Source organism: Paraburkholderia sp. RAU2J (assembly GCF_003634845.1).
Classification (GTDB): Bacteria; Pseudomonadota; Gammaproteobacteria; order Burkholderiales; family Burkholderiaceae; genus Paraburkholderia; species Paraburkholderia fynbosensis.
The window spans coordinates 629756-649818 of sequence record NZ_RBXG01000001.1 but is presented as its reverse complement, the minus strand read 5'-3'; the positions used below and the strand labels follow the sequence as shown (position 1 = coordinate 649818).

Sequence of the window (20063 nt, the reverse complement as noted above, 5' to 3'; positions counted from 1 at the left end):
CGCGCCGGCTGACGCCCGTCAGCCGGCTCACGCAGCACAGCGGGGCCGTCCCGGCCGCGAGCGAGCGTTGTGGCGTCGCACGATGCCGCGGCGTTTCAAGCGGCTCAAACGGACACCCCCGCGCATTACCGAACAGGTGGTCAATCATGCGTCCTTTGCGCCTACCTCTCATGCACGCCCAGCCCCAGACCGAAAAAGAACGCGAAATCCGTCAAGCCAATTCCGCCCGCTGGCTGGTGTCGCCATCGGTCGCCGTGCTGGTGCTGTGGATGGCGATTCCACTCGCGATGACGATCTGGTTTTCGTTCTCGCGCTATAACCTGCTGAACCCGGATCTGCGCGGCTTCGCCGGCCTCGACAACTATCGCTACCTCGCGAGCGACCCGTCGTTCTGGCCGTCGATTGCCAACACGCTCGAACTGATCATCTCGGTGCTGGTGATCACGGTGGTCGGCGGCGTGCTGATGGCGATCCTGTTCGACCGCAAGTTTTACGGTCAGGGTGTCGCGCGGCTGCTCGCCATCGCGCCGTTCTTCGTGATGCCGACCGTGAGCGCGCTGATCTGGAAGAACATGATCCTGCATCCGGTGTATGGCCTCGTCGCGCAGGGCATGCGCGCGATCGGCCTGCAGCCGATCGACTGGTTCGCCGTCTATCCGCTCACGGCAGTGATCATGATCGTGGCGTGGCAGTGGCTGCCGTTCGCGTTCCTGATTCTGTTCACGGCGATCCAGTCGCTCGATCAGGAGCAGAAAGAGGCGGCCCGCATCGACGGCGCGGGTCCGTTCTCGATGTTCTTCTACATCACGCTGCCACACCTGAGACGCGCGATCGCGGTGGTGGTGATGATGGAAACGATTTTCCTGCTGTCGATCTTCGCCGAAATCTATACGACCACGGGCGGCGGTCCGGGCACTGCGACCACCAATCTGTCGTACCTGATCTTTTCGCTGGGCCTGCAACAGTTCGACGTCGGTCTCGCGTCCGCGGGCGGCATTCTCGCTGTCGTGCTGGCCAACATCGTGTCGTTCTTCCTCGTGCGGATGCTCGCGAAGAACCTGAAAGGGGAGTACGAAAAATGAGCCATGTTGCCTCTACTCCGGCGTCGTCGACGACGCCGATGACCGTGCCGACCAAGTCGCCGTTCGAAGCAATCCGTCGCGGCATCCCCGGCGTGATCGCCTGGCTCGTCGCGCTGCTGCTGTTCTTCCCGATCTTCTGGATGACGATCACCGCATTCAAGACCGAGCAGCAGGCGTACTCGTCGTCGCTCTTTTTCGTGCCGACGCTCGAGAGCTTTCGCGAAGTGTTCGCGCGCAGCAATTACTTTTCGTTCGCGTGGAATTCGGTGCTGATCTCGGTGGGCGTCACCGTGCTGTGTTTGATTCTCGCGGTGCCCGCCGCGTATGCGATGGCGTTCTTTCCGACGCGCCGCACGCAGAAAGTGCTGCTGTGGATGCTGTCGACCAAGATGATGCCGTCGGTCGGCGTGCTCGTGCCGATCTACCTGCTGTGGAAAAACAGCGGCCTGCTCGATACGGTGACGGGTCTGGTGATCGTCTATACGCTGATCAATCTGCCGATCGCGGTATGGATGTCGTTCACGTACTTCGCCGAAATTCCGCGCGACATTCTCGAAGCAGGGCGCATCGACGGCGCCGCGACCTGGCAGGAAATCGTCTATCTGCTGATGCCGATGTCGTTGCCCGGTCTCGCCTCCACCGCGCTGCTGCTCGTGATCCTTTCGTGGAACGAAGCGTTCTGGAGTATCAACCTGTCGAGTTCGAACGCCGCGCCGCTCACGGTGTTCATCGCGTCGTATTCGAGTCCTGAAGGCCTGTTCTGGGCCAAGCTGTCGGCGGCTTCGCTGCTGGCGGTTGCGCCGATCCTGATCGTCGGCTGGCTGTCGCAGAAGCAACTGGTGCGCGGCCTCACGTTCGGGGCGGTCAAATGACGGCGGCAGCAAATGGTAGCGCGTTGGCAAGCAACTACGCGTTGATCTGCGATTGCGACGGCGTGCTGATCGACAGCGAAGCCATCGCGGCGCGCATGCTGGTGCACGAACTCGAAGCGCGCTGGCCCGATGCCGACGTCGAACCGGTGGTGCTGCCGCTGCTCGGACTGCGAATCGAGAAGGTGTTGCAGAGCACGGCGGCGCAACTCGGCAAAAGCCTTGGCGTTTCCGAGATCGACGCGATCCGCCGCGCGGTGGAAGCCGCCGCGATCGAAGCGCCGGCGGTCGAAGGCATCGAGGCTGCGCTCGCCCAGGTGCCGCTCGTCAAGGGCTGCGCGAGCAACAGCTTCCGGCCTTACGTGCAAACCGTGCTGACGCGCACGGGTCTCGTGCGCTTTTTCGGCGAGCGGCTGTTCTGCGCCGACGCGGTGCCGAATCCGAAGCCCGCCCCCGACGTCTATCTGGCGGCGGCACGCGGACTCGGGCTCGCGCCTTGCGCCTGCCTCGTGGTGGAGGACAGCGTGACCGGCGTGACGGCGGCGAGCGCGGCAGGCATGACGGTGCTCGGTTTCATCGGCGGAGGTCATGCGAGCGACGCGCAGATCGACAAGCTGCATGCGGCCGGCGCGCGCCACGTATTTGACGACATGCGGCAGTTGCCGGACATCGTCGCGCAATGGACGCTGAGCGCGACGGCGGCGGCGCCCTGAGCGAACGCCCGGGTCACGGCGGCCAATGGTTAAGGTCAAGGGTCCAACGGTCAACGGGCAGGCATCGAACGCACACTGCAACACATAGCGACACACAGCATTACACGGAGACACATCATGGCAAGCGTAACTCTGCGCAACATCAGAAAGGCCTACGACGACAACGAAGTGATGCGCGACATCAACCTCGACATCGCCGACGGCGAGTTCGTCGTGTTCGTGGGCCCGAGCGGCTGCGGTAAATCGACCTTGATGCGGATGATCGCCGGTCTCGAAGACATCAGCGGCGGCGACCTGACCATCGACGGCGTGCGCGTGAACGACGTGCAGCCCGCCAAGCGCGGCATCGCGATGGTGTTCCAGTCGTACGCGCTGTATCCGCACATGACGCTATACGACAACATGGCGTTCGGCCTGAAGCTCGCCGGCACCAAGAAGCCCGAGATCGACGCGGCCGTGCGCAACGCCGCGAAGATCCTGCACATCGATCATCTGCTCGATCGCAAGCCGAAGCAGTTGTCCGGCGGCCAGCGCCAGCGCGTGGCGATCGGCCGCGCGATCACGCGCAAGCCGAAGGTGTTCCTGTTCGACGAACCACTGTCGAACCTCGACGCCGCGTTGCGCGTGAAAATGCGCCTCGAATTCGCGCGTCTGCACGACGAACTGAAGACCACGATGATCTACGTGACGCACGATCAGGTCGAAGCGATGACGCTGGCCGACAAGATCGTCGTGCTGTCGGCGGGCAATCTCGAACAGGTCGGCAGCCCGACCATGCTGTATCACGCGCCCGCCAACCGCTTCGTCGCGGGCTTCATCGGCTCGCCGAAGATGAACTTCATGGAAGGCGTCGTGCAGTCGGTCACGCACGACGGGGTCACGGTGCACTACGAAACCGGCGAGACGCAACGCGTCGCGGTGGAGCCGGGCTCAGTCAAGCAGGGCGACAAGGTGACGGTCGGCATCCGCCCCGAACACCTGCACGTGGGCATGACCGACGACGGCGTCTCGGCCCGCACGATGGCCGTCGAATCGCTCGGCGACGCGGCGTATCTGTATGCGGAATCGAGCGTCGCGCCGGACGGATTGATCGCGCGGATTCCGCCGCTCGAACGGCACGCCAAAGGCGAAGTGCAAAAGCTCGGCGCCACGCCCGAGCACTGCCATCTGTTCGACAGCGAAGGGAAAGCATTCCAGCGTAAGATCGTTGAAGTGCTGGCCGCGTGACGCGATGGAAAGCGGCGGGCGCGCCGCTTTCCTTTCCACCACGCTGCGGGGAACGCTCATGTCCGCCTACGTCGTCATCACGCGCGAGAAAACGCTCGACGCTGCGAAGCTGGAAGAATACAAACAGGTCGCGCCGGCCACCTTCGATCAGCGGCCGGTCGTGATGCTGGCGAGCCATGGGCGTAGGGAAGTACTGGAGGGGCCCGCGCTCGAAGACATCCTCATTCTCGAATTCACCGGCTACGACGAAGCACTCGCGTGGTATCGCAGTCCCGCGTATCAGGCGCTCAGCGAAACGCGGCTGCAGGGCGGCGATTACCGGATCATCGTCACCGAAGGTTTGCCGCAGATATAGCGCCTCGGTGCGCTTGCCGCCAGCGTCATGCTTCCAACGCGGCGCGCGCGCACAACTCGTCGGTCACCAGTCCCGACAACCAGCCGCCCTTGAGCACCGCGATCAGCGCTTCACGCTTGCGCTGGCCGCCGGCGAAACCAATCGTCGGACGATGCGGCGGCGTATCGAGCGCGATGCTCGTCACACGCCGGCCGGTGGGCGATTCGACGTGCGCGCCGGCCGCGTCGATTGGCAGTCCGAGCATTTCGGCCACGGCGCCGTTGTGCATCAATTCCTTCACTTCCGCCGACGTGATGAAGCCGTCTTCATGCAGCGGACACTTCGGCCCGATATTGCCGATCCCGACGAACGCGACATCGGCCTGCGCCGAGAGCGACTCGACGATTCGGTACAGCCGGTGATTGCACCACTGCGCACGCTCGGCCTCGCTATCGGCAAGCAGCGGCGCGGGCAGCAGAAAATACTTGCCGCCCGTCTTTTCGGAAATGTGCAGCGCGACGTCGTAGCGGTTCGACGAGCCGTCCTGCGCGATCGCCCCGACCATCGACACCAGCCGATGCTGCGGACGGTCCAGCTGGGCGATCTGATCGACCGCGGCCTTCAGCGTGCGGCCGCTGCTCACCGCGACCACCATCGGTTTTTCGGCGCCGAGATAGCGCTCCATCACCTGCGCGCCGGCCACCGCCAGCTTGCGGTCGACTTCGTCGGTCGTGTCGCCGTCGATCGGCACCACTTCGCACATGCTCAGGCCGTAGCGCTTCGACAGTTGATCGGCGAGCGACAGACAGTCGGCCAGTTTGTGATCGACGCGCACGCGAATCAGATTCTTTTCCACCGCGAAGGCGACGAGCCGTTGCGCGACCGGACGTGAGACCTGCAGCTTCTCGGCGATTTCGTTCTGGGTATTGCCTGCGACGTAGTAGAGCCACGCGGCGCGGGTAGCAAGGTCTAGTTTTTCTGAGGACTTGGGCACGGTAACGGCTCGCTTGAAGTGCGCCGATGATAGCAGCCGGCAGGCGCCGCTCAACGCCACCCGGCCGTGGCTGCCGCTAGTTCAGGCGAGCGGCGCGCGCGCCGGGTCGAACAGCGGCCGCACGTGACGGTATAGCGCGCGGTACGCTTCGAGCCGCGTACGCAGTTCGGCATGGCGGCGCGGATTCGGCGTGAACTCTTTTTCGATCGGCGGCTTGGTCAGCACCGTGGTCGGAGCTCCGCCGGCAGCCAGCCAGCCGAGCCGCGCCGCGCCGAGCGCCGCACCGGTTTCGCCGCCGCCGTGCTTGCGCGTCGCGGTGTCGAGCGCATCGGCCAGCAACTGCGCCCAGTAGTCGCTGCGCGCGCCGCCGCCGAGCAGCGACAGCGCTTTCGCCTCGGTGCCGGCCGCGCGCAACGCGTCGAGCCCGTCGGTGAGCGCGAGCGTCACGCCTTCGAGCACCGCATAGCCGAGCAGCGCGCGATCGGTCGCGTGATTCATGCCGAAGAACACGCCTTGCGCATACGGGTCGTTGTGCGGCGTGCGTTCGCCCGATAGATACGGCAGGAACAGCGGCGCGGTGCTCAACGCGTCGGCGGGCAGTGCCTCGATTTCGGCGAGCAGGGTGGGCTCGTCGGTCGAGGTGAGCTTGCAGACCCAGCGCAGACAACTCGCCGCCGACAACACCACGCTCATCTGATGCCAGCGATCCGGAATGGCATGACAGAACGCGTGCACGGCAGATGCCGGGTTCGGCCGGAAACTGTCGCCGACCACGCACAGCACGCCCGACGTGCCGAGCGACACGAAGCCGTCGCCCGGTTGCGTCGCGCCGATGCCGATCGCGCTGGTGGCGTTGTCGCCGCCGCCCGCCGCGACGATCACGCCGTCGCTCAGGCCGAATTCGCGCGCGACCGACGGCAACAGCGTGCCGGAGGGCGCGCTGCCTTCGGCGAGGCTCGGCATCTGCGCACGCGTCATGTTGCAGGCGGCGAGCAACGAGTCCGACCAGTCGCGCTTGGCGACATCGAGCCACAAGGTGCCGGCCGCATCCGACGGATCGGACACCTTGCCGCCCGTCAGTTGCAGGCGCAGATAGTCCTTCGGCAGCAGCACGCAGGCGGTCCGCGCGAAAATCTCCGGCTCATGGCGCGCGACCCACAGCAGCTTCGGCGCGGTGAAACCCGGCATCGCCAGGTTGCCCGCCACGCCATGCAGATCCGGCGCACGCGCGGTCAGTTCCGCGCACTCCTTGTCGCTGCGCATGTCGTTCCACAGGATCGCTGGCCGCAGCACGCGGTCCTCGGCATCGAGCAGCACCGCGCCGTGCATCTGTCCCGAGAGACCGATGCCGCGAATCTGCGCGAACTCGTCGGGATGGCGCTCGCGCAACGCGGCGAGTGCCGAGCGCGTACCCGTCCACCAATCCTCGGGATTCTGCTCGGCCCAGCGCTGATGCGGACGCGAAACGGTAAAGGGGGAGCCTGCCGTGCCGATCACGCGTCCATCGGAGGCGAGCAGCAGAACTTTCACTTCGGACGTGCCGAGGTCGATGCCGAGATACATGGGCGCGAAACCTTCGTCGTTAGGGATGCGCTACTTTAGCCGCACATGACGCGCGCTGCCATGCGCATTAAGCCTGGCACCGCGCGTGACTGGTTCGAAACGGGGGCGCACCGTCGTGCTTAAAGCGCGCCGCGTCGGGCGAGCCAGACATCGACGCGCGCGAGCGCTCCCGCGAGCGCCGATTCCAGTTCCGGCGTCTGCGCCATGCTGCCCCACAGCAGCCGGTCGGCGGCGAATGCCTGCAATGGGTCGGGCGCCGCGAAGAAGCCGTGCGCGACGCCCTCGTCCATCACGCCGTCCTGATACGCATACGGCAGCTTGCCCGCATGCCAGCGTTCGAGAAAGCGGAAGAACAGCGCGGGCAGCATCGCCGTCGCGGCAGGCGTGACGCCCCGCTCGAAACACTCGGACAGCGTCGGCGCGATGAAGCCGGGCAGCTTCGAAAAGCCGTCGGCCGCGACGCGTTGATTGGTGTCCTGGATATACGGATTGCTGAAGCGTTCGAGCACCACGTCGCGATAGCGTGCGAGATCGAGCGGGCTCGGCGAGAGGCACGGGATCACGTCTTCGGTCACGTAGTCGAACGCGAACTGGCGAATGTCGGCGTCGAGCGTGCCTTCGTGAATGTAGTTCAGCCCGACCAAGGTCCCCGCCCACGCGATGCAGCTATGCGGCGCGTTGAGAATGCGGATCTTCGCTTCCTCGTACGGCAGCACCGAATCGACCAGTTCCGCGCCGACCTTTTCCCAGGCGGGGCGGCCCGCGATGAAACGGTCTTCGATCACCCACTGGATGAACGCTTCGCCCATCACCGGGCACGCGTCGTCGAAGCCGGTCGCGGCCTTGACGCGCTCGCGCACGTCCGGCGTCGGACGCGGCGTGATGCGGTCGACCATCGAGTTCGGGCAGGCGGTGTTGTCGTCGAACCATTGCGCGAGCCGGTCCGCGCCGCGTCGTTGGAGAAACTCGCTCATGCCCGCGTGAAAGCGCTCGCCGTTGCTGCGCAGGTTGTCGCAAGTCTGCAGCGTGACGGGACCCGCGCCGCGTTGCATGCGCGCGTCCAGAATCGCCGCCAGCGCGCCGTAGATGGTGGTGTGGCCGCCTTTCAGGTCGGCGGCGAGATCGGCGTTGCCGGTGTCGAGCCGGTCGTGTTCGTCGAGGTAATAGCCGCCTTCGGTGACCGTGAACGCAATGATCTTGCAGGCCGCATCGGCGCCCGCTTCGATCAGCGCGTCGAGGCTTTCGGTCCACGGCACCACGCGTTCGATCGAGCGGATCGTCTCGTAGACGCGCTCGCCTTGGGGCGTGACGGTTTCGAGCGTATAGACGCCGTCCTGCGCGGCGAGCGCTTCGAGCACCGCGTTCATGTCGCTGCGGATATTGCCGACTGTCAGCGACCAACGCTCGCCCGCGAGCTTCGCCTCGTTCAGCCGATGCAGGTACCACGCCTGATGCGCGCGATGAAACGATCCCGCGCCGATGTGCAGGATCACGTGTGCGGCCGCGCCGCTGCCTTGCCCGGTGTCCATGTGCGTCTCCTATGTCGACCGGAGTTGGCGCTTTAGCGCCTACTCCGGTCCCATGATGGTTTCTGTTAGCGCTTTAGCGCTTACTCCGGTCCCATGATGGTTGCTTGTTGGCGCTTTAGCGCCTATTCCGATCCCGTGATGGTTTCTGTTGGCGCTTTAGCGCCTACTCCGATCCAATACGGTTTCTGTTGTCGCACCGCTCGAAGCGTGCGTTTTCTCTGATGGAGCATTTGCTCTGTGTGTGAGCGAATGATCGTACCCGGCGAAACGAAAGTCAAGGTGGCGTCAGCGGCTTTCCGTGGCGCAGCGCGGCGTGGGTGGGCTTGTCGGGTGACCGGCAAGGCGTGGCCGGGCGAGCGGCCGTGCCTCGCCGTGTGTTTTGCATTGCATCAAATTTGACCCGGGGAACGTCGGGACTAACCCGAATGCAAAAAAGTATTGGTCCGCGGTCTCATTTTCAGTGGTGCCCGGCGCGGTTGCGGGCTACTTTTCGCTATACAAGACGAAGAGCAGCGGCGCCCCGGCGGCCCGCTTCATGGAGGCAAGACAGTGCAACCCGATCTGGAAATCGTGGCCGTGCGCCGCGACGAATCGTTCAAGGTGTGGTCGCATGGCTATCCGTACCGAACGGTGCGCTGGCATTTTCATCCGGAATACGAAATTCATCTGATCGTCGCGACGACCGGCAAGATGTTCGTCGGCGATCACATCAGCAGTTTCGCGCCTGGCAATCTGGTATTGATGGGCCCGAACCTGCCGCACAACTGGGTCAGCGACGTGCCCGAAGGGGAGACCATCGCGCAGCGCAACCTGGTCGTGCAGTTCGGTCAGGAGTTCGTGTCGGGCTGTCTCGACAGCTTTCCCGAGTGGCGCCAGGTCGAGGCGCTGCTGGCCGACTCGCGCCGCGGCGTGTCGTTCGGCGCACGCACCAGCGCGGCGATCCAGCCGCTGTTCATGGAGTTGCTGACGGCGCGCGGGCTGCGCCGTCTCGTGCTGTTCATGTCGATGTTAGAGATCCTGATGAATGCCGAGGATCGCGAGGCGCTCGCGAGTCCCGCCTATGAGGCCGACCCGACCGGCTTCGCGTCGACTCGTATCAATCACGTGCTGTCGTATATCGGCAAGAACCTCGCGAACGAGTTGCGCGAATCGGATCTGGCGCAGCTCGCCGGGCAGAGCGTCAGCGCGTTCTCGCGCTATTTCCGCCGCCATACCGGCTTGCCGTTCGTGCAGTACGTGAACCGGATGCGCATCAACCTTGCGTGCCAGTTGCTCACCGACGGCGAACTGAGCGTGACCGATATCTGCTTCAAGGCGGGCTTTAACAACCTGTCGAATTTCAACCGGCAGTTCCTCGCGGTGAAGGGCATGGCGCCGTCGAAGTTCCGCCGCTATCAGCAACTGAACGACGCGAGCCGCGACGCGTCCGAGGAAGCCGCGGCGCGCGGCGCGGGCATCGACGACGCGCCGGCCATCGTGCTCGCGCCGGGGCTGCCGCGCAACGTTGGCGCCGCCTATCCGATCACCTAGCCAGCAGCAAGTGCGCGGCTGCATAGCCCGTCGCCGGGCGTTCAGCCGAAGCGTTTTACCTCAACCGCGTTTCAACACGTATCGCGCTGTGCGAACACAGCGTGAGGGACGTGCTCACTTTTAATAACGGAGACAACCATGACGCAATCCCTTTTGAAGCAGTCCTCCTTGCAGATCCTGGCGCGCCGTTCAGCGGCGCTCGCGACGCTCGCATTCGGCCTGTCGCTGGTCGCCGCCCCGGCTGCGCAAGCCGCACCGCTGAAAATCGGCATGACGTTTCAGGAACTGAACAACCCGTACTTCGTGACCATGCAGAAAGCGCTGAACGACGCCGCCGCTTCGACCGGCGCAACGGTGGTCGTCACCGACGCGCATCACGACGTGAGCAAACAGGTCAGCGACGTCGAGGATATGCTGCAAAAGAAAATCGACATCCTGCTCGTGAATCCGACCGATTCGACCGGCATCCAATCGGCGGTGACGTCGGCGAAGAAGGCGGGCGTGGTGGTCGTCGCGGTGGATGCGAATGCAAATGGCCCGGTCGATTCGTTCGTCGGCTCGAAGAACTATGACGCGGGCGTGATGGCGTGCGAGTACCTCGCGAAGTCGATTGGCGGCAGCGGCGAAGTGGCGATTCTCGACGGCATTCCGGTCGTGCCGATTCTCGAACGCGTGCGCGGTTGCAAGGCGGCGCTCGCGAAAGCGCCGGGCGTCAAGCTCGTGGACACGCAGAACGGCAAGCAGGAACGTGCGACCGCGCTGTCCGTCACCGAGAACATGATTCAGGCGCATCCGAATCTGAAGGGCGTGTTCAGCGTCAACGACGGCGGCTCGATGGGCGCGCTGTCGGCGATCGAAGCGTCGGGTAAGGACATCAAGCTGACCAGCGTCGACGGTGCGCCGGAAGCGATTGCCGCGATCCAGAAGCCGAACTCGAAGTTCGTCGAAACGTCCGCGCAGTTCCCGGCCGACCAGGTGCGTATCGCGCTCGGCATCGCGCTCGCGAAGAAGTGGGGCGCCAATGTGCCGAAAGCGATTCCGGTCGACGTGAAGATGATCGACAAGAGCAATGCGAAGGGCTTCAGCTGGTAACGCGAACGCCCGTTGCCGCACGCATTGAAGCGCGGCGACGGGCGGCACAGGAGCACCCGATGGACACCATTCTCAAGCTCGACAACATCACCAAAAGCTTTCCCGGCGTGAAGGCGCTGCAAGGCATTCACCTGCAGATCGCGCGCGGCGAGATTCACGCGCTGCTCGGTGAGAACGGCGCCGGCAAATCGACGCTGATGAAAATCCTGTGCGGGATCTATCAGCCGGATGAAGGCACGATCACGATCGATGGCGAAGCGCGCCACTTCACGAACTATCACGACGCGGTGGCTGCGGGCGTCGGCATCGTGTTTCAGGAATTCAGCCTGATTCCGTATCTGAACGCGGTGGAGAACATGTTCCTCGGCCGCGAATTGAAGAACGGCCTGGGTCTGCTCGAACGCGGCAAGATGCGGCGCGCGGCGGCCGCGATTTTCGAGCGGCTTGGCGTGGCGATCGATCTGTCGGTGCCGATTCGCGAACTCTCGGTGGCGCAGCAGCAGTTCGTCGAAATCGGCAAGGCGTTGTCGCTGGAGGCGCGCATTCTGATTCTGGATGAGCCGACCGCGACGCTCACGCCCGCCGAGGCCGAGCATCTGTTCGCGATCATGCGCGATCTGAAGAAGCAGGGCGTCGCGATGATCTTCATCTCGCACCACCTCGAAGAGATCTTCGAAGTGTGCGACCGCATCACGGTGCTGCGCGACGGCCAGTACGTCGGCATGACCGAGGTCGCGCAGTCCGACGTGGGACGGCTTGTCGAGATGATGGTCGGGCGCCGTATCGAAAGCAGCTTTCCGCCGAAACCGGCATTGCGCGCCGACGCGAAGATCGTGCTGAACGTCGACAGGCTGCAATTGCTCAAGGACGGCCCGGTGCTCAAATTCACGCTGCGTGAAGGCGAGATTCTCGGTTTCGCCGGGCTGGTCGGCTCGGGGCGCACGGAAACCGCGCTCGCGGTGATCGGCGCGGACCCGGCCTATGCGAAGGAGATTCGCATCAACGGCGCGGCTGCGAAGCTGGCCGATCCGGCCGACGCGTTGCGCGCCGGTGTGGGCATCCTGCCGGAGAGCCGCAAGACCGAAGGCCTGATCACGGATTTTTCGATCAAGCAGAACATCTCGATCAACAACCTCGGCAAGTATCGCTCGCTGCGCTTTTTCATCGACCAGCGCGGCGAAGCGCGCGCCACCGCCGACATCATGAAGCGCGTAGGCGTGAAGGCGCCGACCATGCATACCGAGGTCTCGACGCTCTCGGGCGGCAATCAGCAGAAGGTGGTGATCGCGCGCTGGCTGAACCACCACACTAACATCCTGATCTTCGACGAACCGACGCGCGGCATCGACGTTGGCGCGAAGGCCGAAATCTATCTGCTGATGCGCGAACTCACCGCGCGCGGCTACTCGATCATCATGATCTCGTCCGAACTGCCGGAAATCGTCGGCATGTGCGACCGCGTCGCCGTGTTCCGGCAGGGCCGCATCGAAGCGATGCTCGAAGGCGACGCGATCAACTCGAACGCCGTGATGACCTATGCGACCGCGGGCTCGCTTGGAGCAACTCATGAACACGCCTAATCCTTCTTCGCCGCCCAAGACGTCCACTGTTAGCAGCGATACCCCAGGCGCGCCGGTGCGCTTCACCTGGGCCGCGCTGAAACGCTCGACGTTGTTTTATCCGTTCATCGGCCTGCTGGTGGTCTGCATCGTGATGGTGTTCGCGAGCGACAGCTTTCTCTCCGGCGCGAACATCGAGAACGTGCTGCGCCAGGTGTCGATCAACGCGATCATCGCGGTGGGCATGACCTGCGTGATTCTGACGGGCGGCATCGATCTCTCGGTCGGCTCGGTGATGGCGCTCGCGGGCACGCTCGCCGCCGGTCTGATGGTCGCAGGCATGAACGCGGTGGCCGCGCTCGCGGTCGGCGTCGCGGTCGGGCTCGGGTTCGGCGCGGCCAATGGATTTTTCGTCGCCTATGCCGGTATGCCGCCGATCATCGTCACGCTCGCGACGATGGGCATCGCGCGCGGTCTTGCGCTGATCTACACGGGCGGTTATCCGATCGACGGTTTGCCCGACTGGGTCAGCTTCTTCGGCAGCGGCAAGATTCTCGGCATCCAGGCGCCGGTCGTCATCATGGCGGTGATCTATGTGGTCGCGTGGGTGCTGCTCGAGCGCATGCCGTTTGGGCGCTACGTCTACGCGATCGGCGGCAACGAACAGGCGACGCGTCTGTCCGGCGTGCGTGTCGCGCGCGTGAAGCTGATCGTCTACACGATGGCGGGTCTGACGTCCGCATTCGCCGCCATCGTGCTGACCGCGCGGTTGATGAGCGGTCAGCCGAACGCGGGCGTCGGCTTCGAACTCGACGCGATCGCTGCCGTCGTGATGGGTGGCACGTCGATCTCGGGTGGCCGCGGCTCGATCATCGGCACGTTGATCGGCGCGCTGTTGCTCGGTGTACTGAACAACGGCCTGAACATGGTCGGCGTGAATCCGTATGTGCAGAACGTGATCAAGGGCGGAATCATTCTGCTCGCGATCTACATCAGCCGCGACCGTAGAAAGTAATGCTCCCCACTGACCTTCCTTTTCTTCCTTTTCGCAGGACCACGCAATGACGACTCAATCCGACAAGCAGAACATGACCGCCATCGTCTGTCATGCACCGAAAGACTATCGCGTCGAACAGGTGTCGAAGCCGCAGGCCCGCGCACATGAGCTCGTGATTCGCATTGCAGCATGCGGCATCTGCGCGAGCGACTGCAAATGCCATTCGGGCGCCAAGATGTTCTGGGGCGGCCCGAGTCCGTGGGTGAAAGCGCCGGTGATCCCGGGACACGAATTCTTCGGCTACGTCGAGGAGATCGGCGAAGGGGCAGCCGAACACTTCGGCGTGAAGAAGGGCGAGCGCGTGATCGCCGAACAGATCGTGCCTTGCGGCAAATGCCGTTATTGCAAATCCGGTCAGTACTGGATGTGCGAGGTGCACAATATTTTCGGCTTCCAGCGCGAAGTCGCGGACGGCGGCATGGCCGAGTACATGCGCATTCCGCCGACGGCGATCGTCCACAAGATTCCCGACGGCATCTCGCTCGAAGACGCCGCGATCATCGAGCCGCTCGCGTGCGCGATTCACACGGTCAATCGCGGCGAACTGCAACTCGACGACGTGGTGGTGATCGCGGGCGCCGGTCCGCTCGGTCTGATGATGACGCAGGTCGCGCATCTGAAGACGCCGAAGAAGCTGGTCGTGATCGACCTCGTCGAAGAACGTCTCGCGCTCGCGCGCGAATACGGCGCGGACGTGACGATCAATCCGCAGAAGGACGACGCGCTCGCCATCATCCACTCGCTCACAGACGGCTACGGCTGCGACGTGTACATTGAAACCACCGGCGCGCCGATCGGCGTGAACCAGGGGATGGACCTGATTCGCAAGCTCGGGCGCTTCGTCGAGTTTTCGGTGTTCGGCGCGGATACGACGCTGGACTGGTCGGTGATCGGAGACCGCAAGGAGCTCGACGTGCGCGGCGCGCATCTCGGACCGTACTGCTATCCGATTGCGATCGATCTGCTCGCGCGCGGACTCGTGACGTCGAAGGGTATCGTCACGCATGGCTTTTCGCTGGAAGAGTGGGACGAGGCGATCGAGGTCGCGAACTCGCTCGATTCGATCAAGGTGCTGATGAAGCCGCGCGCGTGAGCGCGCAACGCGGGCACGAACGCCAATGCGAACGCGACGCGGCCGTCGGCGCATCACAGGCCGCATATAAAACGGAGACTGTATGAACTACGTCATCGGCGTCGATATCGGCACGCAGAGCACCAAGGCACTGCTGGTCGATCAGCATGGCGCGATCGTCGCGCAGCATGCGTCGAGCTATCACCCGGATACGCCCAAACCGCTGTGGGCCGAACAATGGCCCGCGGTGTGGTTGAAGGCGGTGGTGGAGTGCATCGCCGCATGCGTCGGCGCGGCGAAGCAGGCCGGCATCGCCGCGAGTTCGATCAAGGCGCTCTGCGTGAGCAGCCTGTACGGCGGCTCGGGCATTCCCGTCGATAGCGACATGCGGCCGCTCGCGCCCTGTCTGATCTGGATGGATCGCCGCGCGACTGCGCAGGTCGAGTGGGTGCGCGGCAATGTCGATCTCGAACGGCTTTATGCGATCACCGGCAACGGCGTGGACAGCTACTACGGCTACACGAAGATGCTGTGGCTACGCGATCGCGAACCGGACGTCTGGGCGCGAACGCGCTTTTTCCTGCCGCCGAACGCGTATGTGATCTACATGCTGACCGGCGAAGTGGCCGTCGATCACAGTTCTGCCGGCAATATCGGCGGCGTCTACGATATCGGGAAGCACGACTGGTCGGACGAAGCGCTCGACATGCTAGGCATTCCGGCGACCATGATGCCGGAGCGGCTGGTCGAATCGACGGACGTGGTCGGCGGGCTGCTGTCGCAGTGGACCGAACAGCTTGGGCTGGATGCGGGTACGGCGATCGTCGCGGGAGGCGTGGATGCCGCGATGGCGACGTTCGCCGCCGGCGTGACGCGCGCCGGCCAGCATGTCGCGATGATCGGCACGAGCATGTGCTGGGGCTATATCAACCAGAGCGTCGACGCACGGCACGGATTGGTCAGCATGCCTCACGTATTCAACGGGCTGCACGATATCTATGTATTCGGCGGCGCGATTACGGCGGGCGCATCGGTCACGTGGTTTCGTGAGCAGTTCTGCCATGCCGAAATCGAAGCTGCGCGCGCGACGCCGCATGGCGATCCGCATCGTCTGCTCGAAGAGAGCGCCGCCAAAGTGCCGGCCGGCTCGGACGGCGTGATGTTCCTGCCGTATCTGATGGGCGAGCGCAGCCCGGTGTGGGACGCGAAGGCCAGCGGGGCGTTCGTCGGGCTGAGCCTGTTTCACACGCGCGCGCATCTGTATCGCGCGGTGCTGGAGGGCGTGTCGTTCGCGCTCAAGCACAACATCGAGGCGGGACGCGAGGGCGCGCAATCGCTCGACGACAAGTTGATCGTGGTCGGCGGCGCCGCGCATTCGGACCTGTGGATGCAGATCATCGCGGACATCACAGGTTACCCGGTCTACACGATCGAACAGGACGTGGAGGCGGCGATGGGCGCGGCGTTGCTCGCGGCGGTGGGAGTCGGGATGATGTCGCGCGAGGCGGCCCAGGGTGGCTGGGTCACCCTGATCGAACGCGCGCAGCCCGATGCGGCGCGGATGGTGTTGTACGAGCAGCGCTTCGGCGTTTATAAGGATTTGTACCCGGCCTTGAAGCCGGTCATGCATCGGTTGCAATCATCATGAATGCTACCTTCGATTTTTCCGGCCGCTCGATTCTTGTCACGGGCGCTTCCAGCGGGATTGGCCGCGCAACCGTCGAAGCGTTGTGCGCAGCGGGCGCGGCGGTGGTGGCCGCCGCGCGCAACGTGAACGAACTGGCGCGGCTGGCCGAGGAAACCGGCTGCGAGCCGTTGACGCTCGACGTGAGCGACGAAGCCGCGATCGATGATGCGTTGGCCTCGCTCGATGTGTTCGACGGGCTGGTGAATTGCGCGGGCATCGCGTTGCTCGAGCGCGCGGTGGACACCACCGCGGCGAGTTTCGATCGCGTGATGGCGGTGAATACGCGCGGCGCCGTGCTGGTGGCGAAGCACGTGGCGCGTGGGATGATCGAGGCGAAACGCGCGGGCAGTATCGTCAACGTGTCGAGTCAGGCCGCGCTCGTGGCGCTCGACGATCATCTGAGCTACTCGGCGTCGAAGGCGGCGCTCGATGCGGTGACGCGAGCGCTGTGCATCGAGCTGGGGCCGTTCGGGATTCGCGTGAACAGCGTGAATCCGACCGTCACGTTGACGCCGATGGCGGTGCAGGCGTGGAGCGATCCCGCGAAACGTGATCCTGCGTTGCAGGCGATTCCCTTGCGGCGCTTTGCGCAGTCCGAAGAGATTGCCGCGCCGATCATGTTTCTGTTGAGCGACGCGGCCTCGATGATCAGCGGCATCTGCTTGCCCATCGACGGCGGATATACGGCGAGGTGAACCGTGCCGCGCGAGCGCGGCAACGGCAACCGGCTACAGCATCGTCCTCACATGCCAAAGCTCAGGAAACAGCACCACGTCCAGCATCTTGCGCAAATACGGCGCACCGCTGGTGCCGCCGGTGCCCTGCTTGAAGCCGATGATGCGCTCGACCGTGGTCACATGCCTGAACCGCCATTGACGGAACGCGTCTTCGAGATCGACCAGTTCTTCGGCCATCTCATACAGCTCCCAATGCTGCGAGGGATTGCGGTACACCTCCAGCCAGGCGGCTTCGACCGAGGCGTCGTGCGTGGTCGGCTGGGTCCAGTCGCGCTCCAGCCTCGACGCTGAAATCGCAAAGCCGCGGCGCGCAAGCAGACGCACCACCTCGTCATAGAAAGAGGGCGCTTCGAGCGACGCCTTCACCTCGGCGAACACGTCGGCGCGATGCGCATGCGGCTTGAGCATCTGCTCGTTCTTGTTGCCGAGCAGAAACTCGATCTGCCGGTACTGATACGACTGAAAGCCCGACGAGCTGCCGAGATACGGCCGCATCGCGGTGTACTCGGACGGGGTCATGGTCGCGAGCACGCTCCACGCCTGCACCAGTTGCTCCATGATCCGCGACACGCGCGCGAGCATCTTGAACGCCGGCGGCAACTCGTCGCGACGCACCGCCTGCAGCGCGGCGCGCAACTCGTAGAGCGCGAGCTTCATCCACAGTTCGCTCGTCTGATGCTGGATGATGAACAGCATCTCGTTGTGATCCGGGGACAACGGGTGCTGCGCATCGAGCACCGTCCCGAGCGACAGATAATCGCCGTAGCTCATCGAGTCGGAGAAGTCGAGCTGCGCGTCGTGCCAGCCGGAGTCGGGCGCATCGGAAGAAGCATGGGCGGATGCAGCCGCAGCGGAAGCCACGCGCCCATGCCCGAACGGACATCCCTGCGTCACGGTCTCTTCCGGCAAACCCGGTGTTTGCATGTGATCGGTCATCGCGCGCTCCTCAGGTGACGGCGCCGCGAGCGGCGAATTCGGGTGCGCGCCAGGTCTCCTGCGTGAGCACGTCACGGAGGGTCTCAACGGCGTCCCACACATCGACGAAGCGCGTGTAGAGCGGTGTAAAGCCGAAGCGCAGCACATGCGGCTCACGGTAATCGCCGATCACGCCGCGCGCGATCAACGCCTGCATGACCTCGTAGCCATGCGGATGTTCGAAGCTCGCATGTGAGCCGCGCTGCGCATGTTCGCGCGGCGTCACGAGCGTGAGCGGAAACTCGCTGCAGCGCGCTTCGACCAGTTCGATGAACAGATCGCTCAGCGCGAGCGACTTCTTGCGGATCGCCTGCATGTCGGTTTGCAGGAACACGTCAAGTCCGCATTCGACCAGCGCCATCGACACCATAGGCTGCGTGCCGCACAGGAAGCGGCCGATACCGTCGTCCGGCTGGTACGTCGGATTCATCTCGAACGGCGCGCGATGACCCCACCAGCCGGACAGCGGCTGCGCGAAGTCATTCTGATGGCGCTTGGGCACCCACACGAACGCGGGCGAACCGGGACCGCCGTTCAGGTACTTGTACGTGCAGCCGACCGCGTAGTCCGCGCCGACGCCGTTCAGATCGACGGGCACCGCGCCCGCCGAGTGCGCGAGGTCCCACAGCGCGAGCGCGCCCTTGTCGTGGATCAGCTTCGTCAGCGCGGCCATGTCGTGCATGTAGCCGGTGCGGTAGTTCACGTGCGTGATCATCGCGATGGCGGTGTCCTCGCCGATCGCGGCGGCCAGCTCGGACGGATCGTCGACGAGGCGCAGTTCATAGCCGCGGTCGAGTTGCTCGATCAGGCCTTGCGCGATGTACAGATCGCTCGGGAAATTCGAGCGTTCGGACACGATCACGCGACGCTTTGGATCGCGCGCATTCGCAACCCGCACGGCGGCGGACAGCAGCTTGAACAGGTTGATCGAAATCGTATCGGTGACGACCACTTCGTCGTCGGCCCCGCCGATCAGCGGCGCGAGCTTGTTGCCGAGACGGCGCGGCAGCGCGAACCAGCCGGCGCCATTCCAGCTGCGGATCAGGCCTTCGCCCCATTCGGCGGCGATCACGGTCTGCGCGCGTTGCGCGGCGGCGGCCGGCGGCACGCCGAGCGAGTTGCCGTCCAGATAGATGGTGGTCGGCGACAGCGCGAACTGGTCGCGCAGCGTCGCGAGCGGGTCGGCGTCATCGAGCGCCAGTGCTTCGTCACGGTGGTTCATGGTAGGTCCGTCGGTCAGATCAGTGAAAGTCGGTGAGGTCGATGCGTTCTGCCAGGGTCAGCGCGCGCCGGGCAGCGCGCGCAACACCGCGCGCACCGGGCTCGCGTCGAGGGTGGTCAGCTTGAGCGGCAGGGCGATCAGTTCGTAGTCGCCAGGGGCGACGTCATCGAGCACGATTCCTTCGAGGATCGCCATGCGATGCGCGCGAATCCGCCGATGAGCGTCCATCGTCTTCGATTCCTGCGGGTCGAGCGAGGGCGTGTCGATGCCGATCAGTTTCACGCCGCGCGCGGCCAACTGATCGATCGTGTCCGGCGCGACTGCGCAGAACGCGCTGTCCCAAGCCGTCGTCGGGGCGCTTTTGTAAGTGCGCAGTAAGACTCGCGGCGGCAGCTCGTCGAGCGCACCGGCCAGGTGTTGTGGCGTCACAACAGGTGAGGCGCCGATGCAATGAATCACCCTGCATAAACCGAGATAGGCATCGAGCGGCACTTCGCCGATCGCCGCGCCGTTGTCGTCGTAGTGCAACGGGGCGTCGGTATGCGCGCCGGTATGCGGCGACAGCGTCAGACGCGCGACGTTGACCGGCGAGCCCGCCTCCATGCGCCATACGCGTTCGATACCGACCGGCGTGTCGCCGGGCCAGACGGGCGTCGCGGTATCGACGGCGGGGGTGATGTCCCAGAGTGTTTGCATGTCTCCAGCGGCGAATGATGTGTATCAGAGAATGATAGGTGGATCGCCGCACAATGTGATTGCGAAAAAATCTCCTTCTAAGCCGTGTCTTGGAACATAATTTGAGTCAAACGGGAAAGGGAGAC

At 64.4% G+C, this 20063-nt stretch carries 18 protein-coding genes; 12 read left to right on the top strand and 6 right to left on the bottom strand.

The features are described 5' to 3' along the window. Positions 1-146: 146 nt before the first annotated feature. The 5 genes from B0G69_RS02985 to B0G69_RS02965 all read left to right on the top strand — a co-directional run bounded on the left by B0G69_RS02985 (position 147) and on the right by B0G69_RS02965 (position 4246). On the top strand, positions 147-1082 hold the full coding sequence (locus tag B0G69_RS02985; protein ID WP_121315587.1) for a sugar ABC transporter permease: 936 nt from the start codon (positions 147-149) through the stop codon (positions 1080-1082). Between the two features lie 38 nt (positions 1083-1120). Further along, positions 1121-1954 carry a carbohydrate ABC transporter permease gene (locus B0G69_RS02980; protein WP_241991347.1) on the top strand — a complete coding sequence of 278 codons (834 nt, stop codon included), beginning with the start codon at positions 1121-1123 and terminating at the stop codon, positions 1952-1954. Beyond that, complete coding sequence (locus tag B0G69_RS02975; protein ID WP_121315585.1) at positions 1951-2664, top strand: HAD family phosphatase; 714 nt, start codon at positions 1951-1953, stop codon at positions 2662-2664. Before B0G69_RS02980 ends, B0G69_RS02975 begins: the two co-directional genes overlap by 4 nt. Positions 2665-2781: 117 nt before the next feature. Further along, a complete protein-coding gene (gene ugpC, locus B0G69_RS02970; RefSeq protein WP_121315584.1) occupies positions 2782-3891 on the top strand; it encodes a sn-glycerol-3-phosphate ABC transporter ATP-binding protein UgpC in 1110 nt (369 codons plus the stop codon). Between the two features lie 58 nt (positions 3892-3949). Continuing rightward, a complete protein-coding gene (locus B0G69_RS02965) occupies positions 3950-4246 on the top strand; it encodes a DUF1330 domain-containing protein (RefSeq protein ID WP_121319054.1) in 297 nt (98 codons plus the stop codon). 25 nt (positions 4247-4271) lie between these two features. On the opposite strand, the gene B0G69_RS02960 is transcribed toward B0G69_RS02965, so the two are convergent. The 3 genes from B0G69_RS02960 to dalD all read right to left on the bottom strand — a co-directional run bounded on the left by B0G69_RS02960 (position 4272) and on the right by dalD (position 8311). Next, entirely contained in the window at positions 4272-5219 is a 948-nt protein-coding gene (locus tag B0G69_RS02960) for a sugar-binding transcriptional regulator (RefSeq protein ID WP_121319052.1), read from the bottom strand. Positions 5220-5300: 81 nt separating this feature from the next. Beyond that, on the bottom strand, positions 5301-6782 hold the full coding sequence (gene xylB, locus B0G69_RS02955; RefSeq protein WP_121315583.1) for a xylulokinase: 1482 nt from the start codon (positions 6780-6782) through the stop codon (positions 5301-5303). A 119-nt stretch (positions 6783-6901) separates the two neighbouring features. Further along, entirely contained in the window at positions 6902-8311 is a 1410-nt protein-coding gene (gene dalD / locus B0G69_RS02950) for a D-arabinitol 4-dehydrogenase (protein ID WP_121315582.1), read from the bottom strand. Positions 8312-8860: 549 nt separating this feature from the next. Between dalD and B0G69_RS02945 the strand changes: the two genes are divergently transcribed. From B0G69_RS02945 to B0G69_RS02915, 7 genes are all read left to right on the top strand, one after another. Next, the gene (locus tag B0G69_RS02945; protein WP_121315581.1) at positions 8861-9841 is read left to right on the top strand and encodes an AraC family transcriptional regulator; all 981 of its coding nucleotides are present in this window, start codon (positions 8861-8863) and stop codon (positions 9839-9841) included. A gap of 138 nt (positions 9842-9979) precedes the next feature. Continuing rightward, on the top strand, positions 9980-10933 hold the full coding sequence (locus B0G69_RS02940) for an ABC transporter substrate-binding protein (protein WP_121315580.1): 954 nt from the start codon (positions 9980-9982) through the stop codon (positions 10931-10933). A 59-nt stretch (positions 10934-10992) separates the two neighbouring features. Then, a complete protein-coding gene (locus B0G69_RS02935; protein WP_121315579.1) occupies positions 10993-12513 on the top strand; it encodes a sugar ABC transporter ATP-binding protein in 1521 nt (506 codons plus the stop codon). Further along, the gene (locus B0G69_RS02930) at positions 12500-13507 is read left to right on the top strand and encodes an ABC transporter permease (RefSeq protein WP_121315578.1); all 1008 of its coding nucleotides are present in this window, start codon (positions 12500-12502) and stop codon (positions 13505-13507) included. Before B0G69_RS02935 ends, B0G69_RS02930 begins: the two co-directional genes overlap by 14 nt. A 46-nt stretch (positions 13508-13553) precedes the next feature. Continuing rightward, on the top strand, positions 13554-14642 hold the full coding sequence (locus tag B0G69_RS02925) for an alcohol dehydrogenase catalytic domain-containing protein (protein ID WP_121315577.1): 1089 nt from the start codon (positions 13554-13556) through the stop codon (positions 14640-14642). Between the two features lie 82 nt (positions 14643-14724). Next, positions 14725-16269: an FGGY-family carbohydrate kinase gene (locus B0G69_RS02920; protein WP_121315576.1), complete on the top strand. Its 1545-nt coding sequence runs from the start codon at positions 14725-14727 to the stop codon at positions 16267-16269. Continuing rightward, positions 16266-17003, top strand: a complete 738-nt coding sequence (locus tag B0G69_RS02915) for an SDR family oxidoreductase (RefSeq protein WP_121315575.1) — start codon at positions 16266-16268, stop codon at positions 17001-17003. The genes B0G69_RS02920 and B0G69_RS02915 overlap by 4 nt, the downstream gene beginning before the upstream one ends. 33 nt (positions 17004-17036) lie before the next feature. Here B0G69_RS02915 and kynA read toward each other — a convergent pair whose 3' ends face one another. Genes kynA through kynB form a run of 3 tightly spaced genes read right to left on the bottom strand, consistent with a single transcriptional unit; the run spans position 17037 to position 19938 of the window. Continuing rightward, complete coding sequence (gene kynA, locus B0G69_RS02910) at positions 17037-17981, bottom strand: tryptophan 2,3-dioxygenase (protein WP_121315574.1); 945 nt, start codon at positions 17979-17981, stop codon at positions 17037-17039. A gap of 10 nt (positions 17982-17991) precedes the next feature. Continuing rightward, positions 17992-19242 carry a kynureninase gene (gene kynU / locus B0G69_RS02905; RefSeq protein WP_121315573.1) on the bottom strand — a complete coding sequence of 417 codons (1251 nt, stop codon included), beginning with the start codon at positions 19240-19242 and terminating at the stop codon, positions 17992-17994. A gap of 57 nt (positions 19243-19299) precedes the next feature. After that, complete coding sequence (gene kynB / locus B0G69_RS02900; protein ID WP_121315572.1) at positions 19300-19938, bottom strand: arylformamidase; 639 nt, start codon at positions 19936-19938, stop codon at positions 19300-19302. Positions 19939-20063: the final 125 nt, after the last annotated feature.

Excerpts from the sequence above, each read along its gene's own strand:
- B0G69_RS02985 (WP_121315587.1), top strand. The coding sequence starts at position 147 with ATGCGTCCTTTGCGCCTACCTCTCATGCACGCCCAGCCCCAGACCGAA.
- B0G69_RS02980 (WP_241991347.1), top strand. The coding sequence starts at position 1,121 with ATGACCGTGCCGACCAAGTCGCCGTTCGAAGCAATCCGTCGCGGCATC.
- B0G69_RS02975 (WP_121315585.1), top strand. The coding sequence starts at position 1,951 with ATGACGGCGGCAGCAAATGGTAGCGCGTTGGCAAGCAACTACGCGTTG.
- ugpC (WP_121315584.1), top strand. The coding sequence starts at position 2,782 with ATGGCAAGCGTAACTCTGCGCAACATCAGAAAGGCCTACGACGACAAC.
- B0G69_RS02965 (WP_121319054.1), top strand. The coding sequence starts at position 3,950 with ATGTCCGCCTACGTCGTCATCACGCGCGAGAAAACGCTCGACGCTGCG.
- xylB (WP_121315583.1), bottom strand. The coding sequence starts at position 6,782 with ATGTATCTCGGCATCGACCTCGGCACGTCCGAAGTGAAAGTTCTGCTG.
- dalD (WP_121315582.1), bottom strand. The coding sequence starts at position 8,311 with ATGGACACCGGGCAAGGCAGCGGCGCGGCCGCACACGTGATCCTGCAC.
- B0G69_RS02940 (WP_121315580.1), top strand. The coding sequence starts at position 9,980 with ATGACGCAATCCCTTTTGAAGCAGTCCTCCTTGCAGATCCTGGCGCGC.
- B0G69_RS02935 (WP_121315579.1), top strand. The coding sequence starts at position 10,993 with ATGGACACCATTCTCAAGCTCGACAACATCACCAAAAGCTTTCCCGGC.
- B0G69_RS02930 (WP_121315578.1), top strand. The coding sequence starts at position 12,500 with ATGAACACGCCTAATCCTTCTTCGCCGCCCAAGACGTCCACTGTTAGC.
- B0G69_RS02925 (WP_121315577.1), top strand. The coding sequence starts at position 13,554 with ATGACGACTCAATCCGACAAGCAGAACATGACCGCCATCGTCTGTCAT.
- B0G69_RS02920 (WP_121315576.1), top strand. The coding sequence starts at position 14,725 with ATGAACTACGTCATCGGCGTCGATATCGGCACGCAGAGCACCAAGGCA.
- B0G69_RS02915 (WP_121315575.1), top strand. The coding sequence starts at position 16,266 with ATGAATGCTACCTTCGATTTTTCCGGCCGCTCGATTCTTGTCACGGGC.
- kynA (WP_121315574.1), bottom strand. The coding sequence starts at position 17,981 with ATGACCGATCACATGCAAACACCGGGTTTGCCGGAAGAGACCGTGACG.
- kynU (WP_121315573.1), bottom strand. The coding sequence starts at position 19,242 with ATGAACCACCGTGACGAAGCACTGGCGCTCGATGACGCCGACCCGCTC.
- kynB (WP_121315572.1), bottom strand. The coding sequence starts at position 19,938 with ATGCAAACACTCTGGGACATCACCCCCGCCGTCGATACCGCGACGCCC.